The organism is Acetonema longum DSM 6540 (assembly GCF_000219125.1).
Taxonomy (GTDB): domain Bacteria; phylum Bacillota; class Negativicutes; order Sporomusales; family Acetonemataceae; genus Acetonema; species Acetonema longum.
The window spans coordinates 1-14237 of record NZ_AFGF01000158.1 but is presented as its reverse complement, the minus strand read 5'-3'; the positions used below and the strand labels follow the sequence as shown (position 1 = coordinate 14237).

At 46.6% G+C, this 14237-nt stretch carries 12 protein-coding genes; 6 read left to right on the top strand and 6 right to left on the bottom strand.

Features of this window, described 5'->3' with window-relative positions; all coding sequences use genetic code 11:
• The first annotated feature begins 402 nt into the window (after positions 1-402).
• Positions 403-858 (top strand): PTS sugar transporter subunit IIA, encoded by a 456-nt coding sequence (locus ALO_RS15040; protein WP_004097431.1) that lies wholly within the window; start codon positions 403-405, stop codon positions 856-858.
• Positions 859-907: 49 nt separating this feature from the next.
• Positions 908-2272 carry a PTS fructose transporter subunit IIC gene (locus tag ALO_RS15035; protein WP_004097429.1) on the top strand — a complete coding sequence of 455 codons (1365 nt, stop codon included), beginning with the start codon at positions 908-910 and terminating at the stop codon, positions 2270-2272.
• Positions 2273-2400: 128 nt separating this feature from the next.
• Here ALO_RS15035 and ALO_RS15030 read toward each other — a convergent pair whose 3' ends face one another.
• A complete protein-coding gene (locus ALO_RS15030) occupies positions 2401-2832 on the bottom strand; it encodes an OmpH/Skp family outer membrane protein (protein ID WP_004097427.1) in 432 nt (143 codons plus the stop codon).
• Between the two features lie 696 nt (positions 2833-3528).
• Between ALO_RS15030 and ALO_RS15025 the strand changes: the two genes are divergently transcribed.
• Positions 3529-4704 carry a BclA C-terminal domain-containing protein gene (locus ALO_RS15025; RefSeq protein ID WP_004097422.1) on the top strand — a complete coding sequence of 392 codons (1176 nt, stop codon included), beginning with the start codon at positions 3529-3531 and terminating at the stop codon, positions 4702-4704.
• A gap of 378 nt (positions 4705-5082) precedes the next feature.
• Here the strand turns inward: ALO_RS15025 and ALO_RS15020 are convergent, their stop codons facing one another.
• Both ALO_RS15020 and ALO_RS15015 read right to left on the bottom strand, forming a co-directional pair.
• Positions 5083-5709 carry a GTP-binding protein gene (locus ALO_RS15020; RefSeq protein WP_004097420.1) on the bottom strand — a complete coding sequence of 209 codons (627 nt, stop codon included), beginning with the start codon at positions 5707-5709 and terminating at the stop codon, positions 5083-5085.
• Entirely contained in the window at positions 5693-6688 is a 996-nt protein-coding gene (locus ALO_RS15015) for a CobW family GTP-binding protein (protein ID WP_004097418.1), read from the bottom strand. The genes ALO_RS15020 and ALO_RS15015 overlap by 17 nt, the downstream gene beginning before the upstream one ends.
• A 482-nt stretch (positions 6689-7170) precedes the next feature.
• On the opposite strand from ALO_RS15015, the gene ALO_RS15010 reads away from it, so the two are divergent.
• A complete protein-coding gene (locus tag ALO_RS15010) occupies positions 7171-7620 on the top strand; it encodes a DUF1007 family protein (RefSeq protein WP_139025415.1) in 450 nt (149 codons plus the stop codon).
• Positions 7621-7634: 14 nt separating this feature from the next.
• Positions 7635-8528 carry a nickel/cobalt transporter gene (locus ALO_RS15005; protein ID WP_004097412.1) on the top strand — a complete coding sequence of 298 codons (894 nt, stop codon included), beginning with the start codon at positions 7635-7637 and terminating at the stop codon, positions 8526-8528.
• Positions 8529-8774: 246 nt separating this feature from the next.
• Here the strand turns inward: ALO_RS15005 and ALO_RS15000 are convergent, their stop codons facing one another.
• Complete coding sequence (locus tag ALO_RS15000) at positions 8775-9920, bottom strand: threonine synthase (RefSeq protein ID WP_004097410.1); 1146 nt, start codon at positions 9918-9920, stop codon at positions 8775-8777.
• Positions 9921-9955: 35 nt separating this feature from the next.
• Positions 9956-11278, bottom strand: a complete 1323-nt coding sequence (locus tag ALO_RS14995; protein WP_004097407.1) for an anaerobic C4-dicarboxylate transporter family protein — start codon at positions 11276-11278, stop codon at positions 9956-9958.
• A 139-nt stretch (positions 11279-11417) separates the two neighbouring features.
• On the opposite strand from ALO_RS14995, the gene ALO_RS14990 reads away from it, so the two are divergent.
• On the top strand, positions 11418-12308 hold the full coding sequence (locus ALO_RS14990) for a LysR family transcriptional regulator (RefSeq protein WP_004097405.1): 891 nt from the start codon (positions 11418-11420) through the stop codon (positions 12306-12308).
• 329 nt (positions 12309-12637) lie between these two features.
• Here ALO_RS14990 and ALO_RS14985 read toward each other — a convergent pair whose 3' ends face one another.
• On the bottom strand, positions 12638-14191 hold the full coding sequence (locus ALO_RS14985; protein WP_050807029.1) for an IS1182 family transposase: 1554 nt from the start codon (positions 14189-14191) through the stop codon (positions 12638-12640).
• Positions 14192-14237: the final 46 nt, after the last annotated feature.

Here is a 14237-nt window from a genome sequence, read left to right as displayed (position 1 = left end):
GAAGGTGAGGCTGTAGCGGCTGCGGTGCTCGTGGATCTGGATATTATTACATTCTTTACTTTTAAAATAGTTCATTCTTCCATTTTTGTCAATTGGATTTGTTCTATTTTGTCGGTAAACTCTACTATTTTTTAGGGGGATGTCGGGGGTCGAGGCTTATTGACGCCCCCTTTGATTCGTCATGACGGTTATGGTGAAAACCCTTGCAACGTCACGCGCTCCGCTTAACAATTCATGTCCAGGAGGGATTTCCCCATTGAAAGTAAGAAAATTCCGGCAAAATGATCGATTTATATTGACTTGCTGGGTTTCGATCTATACAATAAGCTTAAATAGTCATAATCGTTCACAAACGATCACAAAGAATAACGTTAGCTACCTTGTTTGACAGGAGGAATCATCATGAAGATTACGGAGCTGTTATCACCTGATTGTATTGTATTAGGCCTGGAAGCAGGCAATAAGGAGGATGTCTGGAAAGTGCTGGCGGATAAGCTGGAAGCTGCCGGTGCTGTGAAGGATGTCAGACAATATTTAGCCGATATTGCCGCCCGGGAAAGCCAGGGTACCACCGGAGTAGGGTTCGGGGTAGCCATACCCCACGCCAAATCGGCGGCGGTCACTGTGCCAGCCCTGGCTATGGCCCGTCTGGCCAACGGGGTTGACGTCGCTTCTTTAGACGGCTCCAGGGCCGACTTATTCTTTTTGATTGCTTCCCCGGCCGGCGGCGATGATCTTCATTTGCGCGCCCTGGCCAAACTGGCCCGCATGTTAATGCATGGGTCCTTTTTAACCGCATTGCGCTCAGCGGAAGATGCCGGCGCAATCCTGGAGGTGATTGCCGAGCAGGAAGGCTAAAGACAGACCGGTTGCCTTTTACGATACTGATTAGGGGAGGAGTAATATCATGAGTAAAATTGTTGCGGTTACAGCTTGCCCCACCGGTATTGCCCATACGTTTATGGCTGCGGAAAGTTTGTCCCAGGCGGCCGGAGCATTGGGCCATAGTATTAAAGTAGAGACGGCGGGTTCGGTCGGGGTAGAGAACGGGCTGACGCCGGAAGAAATCAGGGAAGCCGATGTGGTGATCATTGCCGCCGATACCAAGATTGACAAAGAACGTTTTAACGGGAAACGGTTATATACGACATCGACTGCGGCGGCCATTAAAAGCGGCAAAGAAGTAATTGAAGCGGCTTTTCAAACGGCAAAAAATTCGGGAGGCTATCTGGAGCAAATCGCTGATAGCAAGCAGGAACAGGCCCGGCAAAGAACCGGCCCCTACAAGCACCTCATGACCGGTGTATCCTATATGCTGCCATTAGTTGTCGCCGGTGGACTGCTGATTGCCTTATCCTTTGTTTTCGGCATTAATGCGGCACAGGAAAAGGGCAGTTTGGCAGCCGCTTTAATGGACATCGGCGGCGGAGCTGCCTTTGCTTTAATGGTCCCCGTCCTGGCAGGTTTCATCGCCTATTCGATTGCCGACCGTCCGGGCCTCGCCCCGGGATTGATCGGCGGTATGCTGGCATCCAAGCTGGGCGCAGGTTTTTTAGGCGGGATTATCGCGGGATTTATCGCCGGTTATGTTGCCGAATTTTTGAAAAAATCGATTCAACTGCCGAAAACGCTGGAAGGTTTAAAACCGGTACTTATCATTCCTCTCTTGGCCAGCGCGGTTGTCGGTTTATTGATGGTTTATGTTGTCGGTACACCCATGAAGGCGATTATGGACACCCTGACCGCGGGACTGCAGGGAATGGGCTCCACCAATGCAGCCCTGCTGGGACTGGCGCTCGGGGCGATGATGGCCTTTGATATGGGCGGTCCGGTCAATAAGGCAGCCTATACCTTTGGCGTCGGACTGCTGGGAAGCAATGTGTTTGAACCGATGGCGGCCGTGATGGCGGCAGGAATGGTGCCGCCTTTGAGCCTGGCGCTGGCCACTTATCTGGCGAAAGATAAATATACGGTGGAAGAAAGAGAAGCCGGCAAGGCGGCGGCCGTCTTGGGCATCTCCTTTATTACCGAAGGCGCTATTCCTTTTGCCGCGGCCGATCCTTTTAAAGTCATTCCGGCTATTATGACCGGTTCGGCGGTTACCGGGGCGCTGTCCATGATATTTGGCTGCACCCTGCGGGCGCCGCATGGCGGTATCTTTGTCCTCCCGATTCCCAATGCCGTGGGAAATCTGGCTATGTACGTAGTGGCGATTGCTGCCGGGACGGTGGTCAGTGCCCTGCTTCTCAATGTTTTAAAAGCAAAGAAATAATGAGAGGCTGGAGTAAATGACAGACACATCGGGAAACTAAACCCATTATGCCAAAATAAGAGACATAATCGTAAAAAATCCTGCCGAATTAAAGAATTCGGCAGGATTTTTATAATTTTACAGATACGCTATTTCATTACTTTGATTACTTCAGAGGTTATATCCGTACCCCCGAAAGCTACACTATTTTTGTAAAGGATTAAACTGAGTTTCTTTGTTTTAGCCACCGCTTCTAAGGCTTGTTTTAAACTTTGATCGACCTGCTTTTCTAATTCCTGTTTTTTCCTAAGAAATTTCTGATACACAATTTCTCGTTTTTTCTCGTATTCTTCCGGTGACAAATTTGGCTTTTCCGCTTCTAATTGGTCGGTATAACTCTTCGCGACCTGATTTAATTGCTCCTGCAAAGCCTTTACTTTTGGACTTTCTGCCATGATTCTATCTACATCAATTACTCCAATAGAACTACTTTGCGATCCGCTCTGCGGGGCAGCCACCCCAACATTTGCTCCTAACATTACCATGACAATCGTCATTAAACATATCATACTTTTTTTCATTTTATAATTCTCCTCTCTTTTCCTATAAATATTATTTACAAGATACTCCGATTATAGGTTGTCATCTTCACGTTTCCGGCTTCTGAGTATACTCCGTTCCTGAAATCAGGCGGAGTCTGAAATCAATCCAATTATTCCTTTCGTTGTAATCTCAACTTTTCACAAGGATAACATCTTAAAAACCTCCTGCGACATTTATATAGCCATACAAAGCCCCTGCTTTGCTATTGTCAAAACAGGGGTCAGTGTCGGTGTTGTTTGCAGTAAAAGGGACGAGGGGTAAGAATATAGTCTTGCTCAGCATCTTCACAGAACTCACCGGACGGTCTTCCGAGCCAAAAATTTTGTTAGACTCCATAAAATAAAATTACCTTATAGATGCAAAAGTTCCTGCAAATATTTACTATTTACACTCTTTTTTTGTGATACTCAAAAGCAGCCCTGAATAAAGCCCGAAAATATCTTAGCACACAAAGATTAAGCCCCTTTTCGCCGTTCGGACGATACGGTTCTCAGTATCGGGTATAGCGGCGAAAAGTAGGTTCCATACAGCGGTCCAGTCTAGTTTTCATAAAACATTAACACTTTTTCTCAAGAGGCATGCACGATCATCTCGCCTTATAAATACTATGTATTGTAACAGAATTCAATATAGTTATAACTGTTACGATTAAAAAATCGTATAGGAGATCTGAGATGAGCGACATAGCATTGCAAATTGAACGCTTGGCCGCAGGCTCAGTAGCTGCTTCCGCCAATGTTATTTTCGACTCGGTGGTGTTTAGTGCCGGAAACATCAGTTACAATAGCCTGACCGGAGTCATCACTTTTAATGAAGCCGGACGGTATGTTATCAACTGGTGGGTGGCGACACAATCATCACCATCTCCCAGCGGAGTAGTATTTTCCCTTTCTTCTTCCCAGGGAGATTTCCTGGAAGGAAATTCACCCGTCAAAACAGGCGAAGTCGCGGGAATAGGGATCATCGAAGTTGTAGCGGCACCGGTTACAGCCTCTCTGGTTAATACCAGTTCATCCACCGTCATTTTCCCCACAACGGTACCACTCAAAGCCGCTCTTGTTGTCGTGGAGGATGACGTCCCCAGTATCGGACCCACAGGGGCTACTGGAACCACCGGCGCTACCGGTGACGTTGGAGCTACAGGCGCCACCGGAGCCACAGGCGTTACCGGTGACATTGGAGCTACAGGCGCCACCGGAGCCACAGGCGCTACCGGTGACATTGGAGCTACAGGCGCCACCGGAGCCACAGGCGTTACCGGTGACATTGGAGCTACAGGCGCCACCGGAGCCACAGGCGCTACCGGTGACGTTGGAGCTACAGGCGCCACCGGGGCCGCAGGCGTTGCTGGTGACATTGGGGCTACCGGCATTGCCGGGGCCACAGGCGCTGCTGGGTCTACCGGTGACACTGGGGCTACAGGAACGACCGGAGCCACAGGTCCCGCGATCACGAGCGACAGCATGTCAACGGCCAATACAACTTCGGCTGTCATCGCTGTTGTACTGGGCGGTACCGATGTACCCCTGCCAGACAATCAGAACCTGAACACGTTCACGGTAGATGGTACGGATACTGAATTCACCGTACCAACAACGGGAGAATATCTGGTCAGTTATGCAGTAAGCACAACGGCGGCGCTGCTGGTTTCTTCACGGGTATTGCAGAACGGCACACCGATAGCGGCTTCGATAGTTACCCCCCTCATTGCAGCAGACAGTCTATCTACGTCCTTTATCGTTCCTCTAACCGCGGGCGATACACTGACGCTGCAGTTGTTCGGCCTGCTCGGAGCGGCCACCCTTCTTGGTGGTGCAAGCACGTATATGACGGTTGTAAGACTGATATAGTTTTCCCCTTCCGGATATTTGATCATTTCTCTTGGCCTCGGGGGAACCGGCGCCAGCATCGCAGGGTCTGTATACCAGTTGACCGGATACCGGCGAGCCGGGTGTTTTACGCGACAGCGGCCTACTCGGCTTTACCTGCGGCACTCTGCGGGGTTCGCTGTCAGCAGTACCATATTCACCAAAACGCCTGCCGAATCCATACGGATTTGGCAGGTATTTTCATCCTTTCGTTCGTGCATATGTAATATTCATATTGGAAAACAACTTTCCAGCCGCTTTTACTTCCGCAATACCATTCACATTCATATGAAAAATTACCCTACAAATATAAAAGTTCCTGCAAATCAAAACGTTTGCAGGAACTTCGAATAATAGACTTTATTTAGAGACAGCAAGAAAAATAATTAAATATACTATTACAGGACCGATAATGCATATGATAAGTTCCCTTATTATTTTTCTTTGTCCCGAGTTTGCGACTCGATCGTACCACTTGGTTAAGTCGTTCCCTGTGCTCTGATGAGCCCTTGAGTTGATTGTGGTTAACCACCTGCATATATTTTTATTCGCATTATTGATCCAGAAGCCATCACTATTTACCGCGACTTTATAAAGAATATCTTGAAAAGATTCACCCAATAAATCATATTTTCTCCCATCAAAAACAGCCATCTTTGCTCCCAGGCAAATACTGCCTTCATTTGCTAGCTGCATTAAAACATCCATTAGTTCACCCCCCGAAGCCAGGCCATTTACTTCAAATATTATTCTTTGGGAGGGTCCCATTCTAACAATTTTTCGTATTGCAATCATAGGAAACCCTTTTTGACAGTTCCATGAGTACGTCATAATCCGCGAATCCATTTGAACAACCTGAGTGTTACCCCACTCAGTTAAAACAACAAGAATTCTCTCATGCGGAAAAACCTTTTCAATGAGACTGTTTATTAATGTAGTTTTTCCCGATCCAATAAACCCCTGAACAATATCAACAACTTTCGGCATTGGACGGGCCTTCAACCAGTTTCAGCAGTTTCTCAGAGAGCAAATTTTTTCCTATAAACACCGCTCTCCCGAGCTTTAACGGCTCCGTAGTATTGCATTGCCATTTGCCATTCACATATTCAAAATGAATCCAGTCTTTTTTTCCGGCAACGATTCCCTTTGCCCGCAAAATCTGACCATATTGTCCTGTGCTAATAGCAGAGAGTACAGCATTTATCGATGAGATAGAAAAAACTCGCAGCCCCTTCCATGAAACATTATCCAATATATCCGCCGCTCCTGGATGGTGATTGCAGGTTCGGGAAGATACCGCTTGTTTTCTGGTGTAATTAAGTTTTTTCGGTGAAATAGCAGTCTCGTTCTTGTTTGGTTCTTCATATGGTTTCTCTTCTTGTAAAATCTCCTGAATATCTAATTGATCCCAAGGACTGGTTACTACCTTAGCCGATGAATTATGTCCCCGAATCAAATTTACGATCTCTTGAATTTGGGGAGTTGGAATTCCCTGCGTTTTACTTAGGACTATGATTTTAGCGTGATAAATTTGGTCTTTATAGAACTCACCGAAATTTCTCAAATAATTGTATACTTCATGTACATCTACTACGGTTATCACATAATCAATAACGATCGTTTCGCGAAAGCAAGGCTGCTGCACAATTTTCAATACCTCGGACAACTTGCCGATGCCGGTGGGTTCAATCATAATTCTCCCCGGCTTTATATTAGAAATAACTTGCTTTAAGACCTGGGTAAATTCACCTTTCAATGAACAACATATACATCCAGAATAAATTTCTTTGATTTCGGCATTATTGCCTGACAGTAAGATCCCGTCAATGCCAGCCTTACCATATTCATTTTCTAAGATAAAGATTTTCTCATCTCCCTTACGTTCCTTTAGCATTTTTAATATCAATGTCGTTTTACCTGCTCCTAAAAAGCCTGATACAATATCTAACGGTATCCTCTGTTCCACGTTCTTCCTCCTAAAAACACAATATCAAATAAGAATAATACTAGTTAGTATTATTCTTATTTGATGCTATGTCTAACGTGTTCTAATTATGACTAAAAACAAGTATTTTTTAGGCAAAAAAACAGCCATCCAATACAATTGGCTTTATTTTCACCATAGCATCGGACGGCTTCACCACGCCCCCACCAAATTGGCATTTGTTTAGCTTCCCGGCCGAACCCAAAATTTCTTCTCACTTTTTGCAGAGGATGGATAAGATAATGCTCTATACATGCGCCAATGATATTGTCAGTTCTGAGTCGAATAACATATAATCATAAATAGTAATATTAATTGTTTACTGATTGACCAGTTTAAAAAATATTGATAAGAGGAGACGTTTGTTTGAAAAAGGCATGGATCATTGCTGTTTTTTTTACTATCTTGCTGATCATTCCCCAGGCACAAGCACATCCGCACGTGTTCATTACCCCTAAAGCAACATTGATGACAATAATCATTTCGTTTCACAGATCAATGTGGAATGGGAGCTTGATGCTATGTCTTCATCACTGTTTTTAGAATGCGGTGGTTCTAACACTGCAGAAATCTGGAATCTTCTCTTTCCCAAAACACAATTGCTGGCAAATGGCGGCCAAGCCGATCGAACTGGGTATTATACTTTTGTCGAAATAGATGGCAGAGTCATTGATGACTTAATCCCCGCTGATTTTAGGGCAGATTTTGTGGACGGAATTTTACGCTGCAGGTTCACTTTAAATATCAATCAAAACGTCAACAACTCCTTTCGAATTTGGTTTAACGATCCTACAACATATAATGACTTTGATGTGCAACTGGAAAATTTCCAAGTAATCGATCCAAACGGCATCCCTCTCTCATTGCGCCAACAAATTGAAAATTATATTTTTAAAATTTCTCTCTTATGGTAAAAATGAGGCAATTTATGAAAATGCGATTAGCACTCGTCTTTCTAATTTTGGCTTTTATCCTCTTTTTATCCATGACGAATGCCTTTTCAGTTTCATATCAAATAAAAACAGCAACGACAATTGAAACGATTTCACAGCAAGTAAGCAATATATTTCACCATAACACCTTGTTTTCTAAGCTTACAAAGTTACAGCAAAATTTGAATAAAGAGATTGCAATAAAAATAAAAGATTTAAAACAGCAAAAAGATCCTCTATCGCTCTTTCCTTTATTGCTCCCTTCATTTATCTATGGTGTTGTCCATGCGCTGGGACCCGGTCATGGAAAATCCATTATTTCCAGCTGGGTTGCGGCACAGCAGCGAAGCTTAGGTACTATTTTATTGGTTTCCATTTCTGCCGCAGCCTTACATGCGCTAACCTCTGCATTGATTGTCGGCGGCACCTACATCGTATTAGGGGAATTTGCAACAGGAACTACGCAGCAACTTAATGTTTATTTGCAAATTGCCGCGGCGATTTTAGTGATAGGTATTGGCCTGGCTTTGCTTGCTCCGCTGGTAAGCAAGAGACGTTTTGATCTGGAGCAAATATCATCCAGGCGATCGGGAAAGCCGCTTTTCGTTGTTCTTTCTATTGGTGTCGTACCCTGTCCGGTCACGAGTGTAATATTGATATTCTGCTTAACGTTAGGTCTTATTTGGCAGGGAATCCTATTAATCATTTCCTTCGCTGCCGGTATGGGCGTAAGCCTGGGCATCGTTGCTTTCCTGGTATGGTCGCTAAAAGAAAAGCTGACACTTCAGAAATCTTCCGGACTTCATTGTATGATCACCCGTATCTTTCCTATAACGGGAGGAATCTTCCTGGTTATAACCGGGTCAGCGATCCTCTATTCTTTACTGTAAGGCACCACCAGCCCATCTATTATAACAATCCATCGGATCAGACCCACAGCAGTAAAACATTGAAAGGAAAAGCCTCCAGCCGCAGGATAGAATTGCGGCTGGAGGTTTGCCTTGTCAGGAAAAAGAAATTCCGCATAGAAGTTCGTTTCGACGTTGTGAACATGTATTCAAAGGGTGTTACTTTTTCTTTCCAATCTGGAACCCGCCTGTCATCACCGGGTGTCAGATTGAAAGAACCGTGTTGTGTCAGGGAACATCCTTGTAGCCGCTGGAAGTGGCAACCATCAGCACGCGTGCACCTTGCGGAATGGTTTTATCCGCAGTAAGCTGGTTGAGCGCTCCCAGGATAGTGGCAGCAGAGCTTTCGAGATAGAATCCTTCCCTGGCGAGCTCCTGCTGATATGCAGCAACCTCCCTCTGTTCAATATCAGCGGTGCCGCCGCGGGAATGTTCAATAGCCGCAATCGCCTGATAGGTAATCGTGTCGCCGCCGATAGACACGGTTGCCGAACTGTCCCCTTTAAAAGTGCTCCGATAGTCCTCTCCGGCCAGAACCCGGCTAATCCTGGAAAAGGGCTCAACTGCAATCAAATGCGGAAGCTGCGCCAATAAACCGGTATTGACCAGATCGTGAAATCCTTCAAAGATTCCCCAAAGTAAATCTGCCCGGCAGGAAGGCACCAGAATATAGGCGGGAATCCGGTCGCCAAAGTCTTCGTAAAGCTCATAAGCCAGAGTTTTATATCCCTGAATGCCAAACGGATTGCTTCCTACCGGCGGACTGACAAAGTTCGTAACCGGATACCAGTCTTCCTGCTCCACCATTTTTTGCATATACGGCCAACGTTCTTGCGGTGTATTCATAATTACCAATTCCGCGCCGGGAAGTTCTATTGCTTTTTTCCAAATCGGATTCATCTTTTTAGTGGTAATGATTTTGCATTGAATGCCTGCAGCGGCGGCATACGCGGCCAGCGATGCTCCCGCATTGCCGGAGGAAGCGGCGACAACGCACTTTTTATTCAGGCTGACCGCCCGGGCAACAGCCAGCGGGCTCATCCGGTCCTTATGCGATCCGGTAGGATTCTGGAATTCATTTTTGATATAAACGGCCTGTAAACTAAACCTGTCAGCCAGGCGTTTCGTCTCAATGACCGGCGTGTTGCCTTCGCCAAGAGAAGGAAACGATACATACGGCAAAAACTCCTGGTAACGCAGCAGGCGCCTTTCATCTGTACGGATAGTTTGTTCACCCTCATAGCGCATGGACAGGTTAACCGGGTGAGCTTCGGCGGCGCATGCCGGGCAGCCGCTATAATAATCGGCAACCGGATATTCTTTCCCGCACCGCAGGCAATACATCTTTTTTAGATAAGGATTGATTGAATACATTGAAACAGATACCTCCGGTTTTACATTTTTGTGACTTAACCAAGAAACACTTCGGCTAGCAAAAACCCGGCCAGAATAGCAGCAGCCATCGTTACAAAGCCAGGCATCATAAAGCTATGATTCAAAACAAACTTGCCGATTTTGGTGGTTTTTGTGCTGTCCAGAGCTACGCTGGTAACCTGAATGGTAGAAGTGGGTAGGAAGAAGTGACTGTTTACCGCAGGATACATGCCGATTAACGCGGTGGCAGGAACTCCCAGCATAACTCCCAGCGGCATCATGGCAGCAGCTGACACAGACTGGCTGGCGATCAGGACATCCACAGCAAAAACAGCAAATACGAACATCCAGGGATACGCGGTCACGGCAGCTTGAACACTGTCTTTGATCAGGCTGCTGTTGGCATTGACCATGGTCTCACTCATCCAGGCCACGCCAAACACCACCAACACTCCGATCATGCCGGATTTAAAGACGGATCCCTCACTGATCTTCCCCACATTGACTTTACAGAACACAACGATGATGGTTGCAACTACCAGCATGACCATTTCAATCGTCGCAGGCATAGCCAGAGGCTGCATTGTGCCGCCGTGATTCAATACCGGGCGCAAGCCCGGGAAAGTGCCAAACAGGACGATGGCGGCAGTGCCCAGCAGAAACAGCAGGACAGAGAGCTTTGCTTCCGGTGCAAACCGTTTTTTGTGATACGTCTTATTGGCCAATGGAGGAACTTCGCCTTTGGCAACCCGCTCCAGATATTCCGGATCTTTATCCAGGTCCTTTCCCATCCGGCTTGCATACAAGGCGCCGGCAACCACACCGGTAAGCGTGGCGGGGATGATGACTTTCAGAATATCTACCAAGCCAATATTTAAGGGCAGGAAAACGCCGATCATGACCGCGGTAGCCGCCGATATCGGGCTGGCAATAACCGCTTGCTGCGAGGCCGCCGCTACGATCGACAGAGGTCGCTCCGGGCGAACACCTGATTCGCGCGCCACTTCTGCGATGACAGGAAGAAGGCTGAAGGCTACATAGCCAGTACCTGACATAAAACAAAACAAATACACTACCAGCGGAGCCAGAAAGGTAATATTCTTTGGATTTTTCCTTAGCAGGCGTTCAGCCAGATCGACCATGTAGTCCATGCCGCCGGCTGCCTGCATGGAACCAGCCGCCAGAATCACCGTGGCGATAATTAAAATTACATTGATGGGCGGATTGGCCGGCGTTAACTGAAAGCCGAACACCAGAATCGCCATACCCGCTCCACCCGCCATTCCCAGAAACAGGCCGCCGCGCCTTGCGCCAATTACCAGCATAGAGAATAAAACAACGAGTTCCAACCAAAACATGCTTTTGCCCCCTTAATCTGATTTTTGCTGTCGCCATGCATCCATTCCAGCCTGAATTAAGTATATAAAAGGATTTGAGATTTTTCTAACGAATTAAATTAATCAGTTTAATCGAAAATTTTCATTAGGAGCGGATTGTATGGAAATTGAGCTATTGCGAACACTGTTGATCCTGGCGCAGACGAAGAATTTTTCTAAGACAGCGGAATTACAGCATATTGTTCAGTCAACTGTAACGACTCGCGTCCGCGAATTGGAAAAAGATGTTGGCGAACAGCTATTTTTGCGCAGCAAACAGAAAGTGGAATTAACCGAAGCGGGGGCGGTCTTCCTGCCTTATGCCGAAAGAATGCTGCGCTTATACGAGGAAGGCAAATTCAAGGCGAAGTCTACAACCTCCTTTGAAGGGCGGCTTGTTGTCGGCAGTGTGGATTCCATTTGGCGCAATATCCTTTTTCCCGTTTTGCAGGAATATCTTGTCCGATACCCCCGGATATCGTTTAAGGCGACCACTGGACACTCCTTAGACGTATTGCAGCGGCTGGTTGACGGAGTCATTGATATCGCCCTGGTTTACCAGCCGCCTCGCTTAAGCAGGTTTAAGGTATACGCCTGCCATGAGGAGGATTTTGTTTTGGTTGTTCATCCGCAACATCCACTGGCTTGCCATGCCGAGGTATCAGTCAGCGAATTGAGCCAAATGAATTTGTTGTATCATAACTGGTCAGGAGCGTTTACACAGTGGATTCATGAAATTCTGCCGCCAAATCAACTATTTCAGGTGCAAATCGATACTGCGCAGTTGATTCTGGCGCTAGTCAAGCAAGGGCTAGGTCCTGCTATATTAAGCAGGGCGGCCGTCGCCGCTGAATTAAACGCCAATACCATCGTCGAAATACCGCTTACCGGTGCTAATCCGCCGCCCCGCTGGATCACCTATGCAGTTGTCCATCCCGGCAAATTATCAGAACAGCCTGTGTCGCACTGGCTGGATTTGATGTCCGAGTATAACTTGAAGTGTACCTTATAAGCGTGCCTTATCGCCAAATTATTCACCAGTCCGTCGCCCCCCATGCCCAGAGATAGAATCAGGGCTCTATCCTCTACGCTTGTATCTGCAATGCCTTTCTGCTGCTATTTTTCTGACCTCCCTCACTAACTGCAAATCCTTTGCGTTAATCCCCGCAAAGGGGGTGTCGCAAAACGTTTTTAGCAAAAACGCAAGCGACATCCCCGTTTTTTGTAAATGAAGGAGCAGAATCCTTTTGGGATAAAGAAAAAAGACCTTGTCACCGGTTTTTGGGACATGAGAAAATAGAGGAAGCCTCTTCCCCCGAACAGAATTTCAATATCGTATGGTTAGGCTGCTTTCAAACGATGTAAATGACTTCCACAGCGACTACTTTGAATTTTGTTGTGGAGTTTGTTTAGATTGTATCCCATGCACAAAAGCAAGAACTCAGTTGTTACCTGGATTGTTCCTCTTAGTAAAAATCGCCGGAAGTTCATGTCTTGTTTTAGGACTCCGAAGGCCCCCTCTACCTGAATGGAGCGATTCATGCGCAACAGGATTCCTTCCGGACTTTGAATACGAGCCTGCATTTCTTGGCGCTGTCTGAGAAAGGGTTTGGAGACATACAGGTTTTTGTTCCGGTCCTCCAGCGGGATCTTGCTGGTTCCTTTGATACACTGCGCTTTATGCAGGCAGCCGGCACATTCCGTGCAGGTATAGACGGTAGTTACGATGGTATAGCCAGCTTTTGATTTCGTTTTTTTCTCATAGGCTGCGCGGATCGGATGTCCCTTGTGGCAACGATAGCTGTCACTGTCGGCATCATAGGGCATGTTTTCTCGTTTGCCGATATCGCTTTTATATCTTTTAGTCTTGGCCTGTTCATAGTTGGCGGGTTTTATGAAGGCGGTTTGCCCGTTTTCTTCGCACCAGGTATAGTTTTCTTCACTTTCAAATCCGGCATCGGCTACCGGCTTGGTATAGCCTCGCTTTTTCAATTCTTGTAAGAGGGGAATGAGGGTCTGACTGTCGCTTCGTTCCGGAGAAATCCTGGCAGCGACAATATATTCCGCATCGACGGCCACGGTAGCATTGTAGCCTGGTTTGAGCTGTCCATTTTTCATGTGGTCTTCTTTCATTCGCATAAAGGTGGCGTCTCTGTCGGTCTTGGAGAAGCTGTTGCGGTCTCCTAAGCTGTGGTTGTAATCATCATAGCGCTTTTGGCGGACAAGATATTCTTCCACTGTTTCCAAGGCTCGCTGCAAGGGGGATTTTCGTTGGCCTCTACCATAGACGAAGAGGATGCCTTCTTGTTGTTGCAAAGTTTTGAGGCGTTTTCTCAGTTTCTTTAGGTGCTGGACTTTAATGGTCTCTCCCAGATACCATCGGAGGTTGAATTCTTTTACCAGCGCCGGTAATTCTCGTTTCATGGCTTCTTGCAATTTTTGTTCGTGTTTTTGGGTGGATTTTTTCCAGACAAAGCTGTAGCGGTTGGCATTGGCTTCTAGTTTGGTTCCATCAATAAAGACGCTGGATAAAGACAGTTCCCGCACATCGGCTAAAAGGCGTACCAGTTGGGCAAATAGATCGTCGATGACCTCTTTGAGCCGTTGACTGCGAAAGCGGGCGATGGTGGCGTGATCGGGAGCTTTTTCCCGTCCTAAAAGGTACATAAAGTTTACGTCACGACGGCAGGCTTGTTCGAGTTTACGGCTGGAATAGATACCATTCATGTAGCCATAGACTAAGATTTTAAAGAGACGTTTCGGCGAGGTCTCGATTCTACCCATTCGGGAGTACGCGGCGTATAGTGTTTTGTAATCCATCCTTTCAAGCGCCGCGCTGAGTAACCGGACCGAATCATCTGGCGGGATGAGGTCGCCAATATCCATCGGCAGCATGAGTTGATAGTTATTGGCGTCTGATGTATAATTTGGCTGTAAGAGG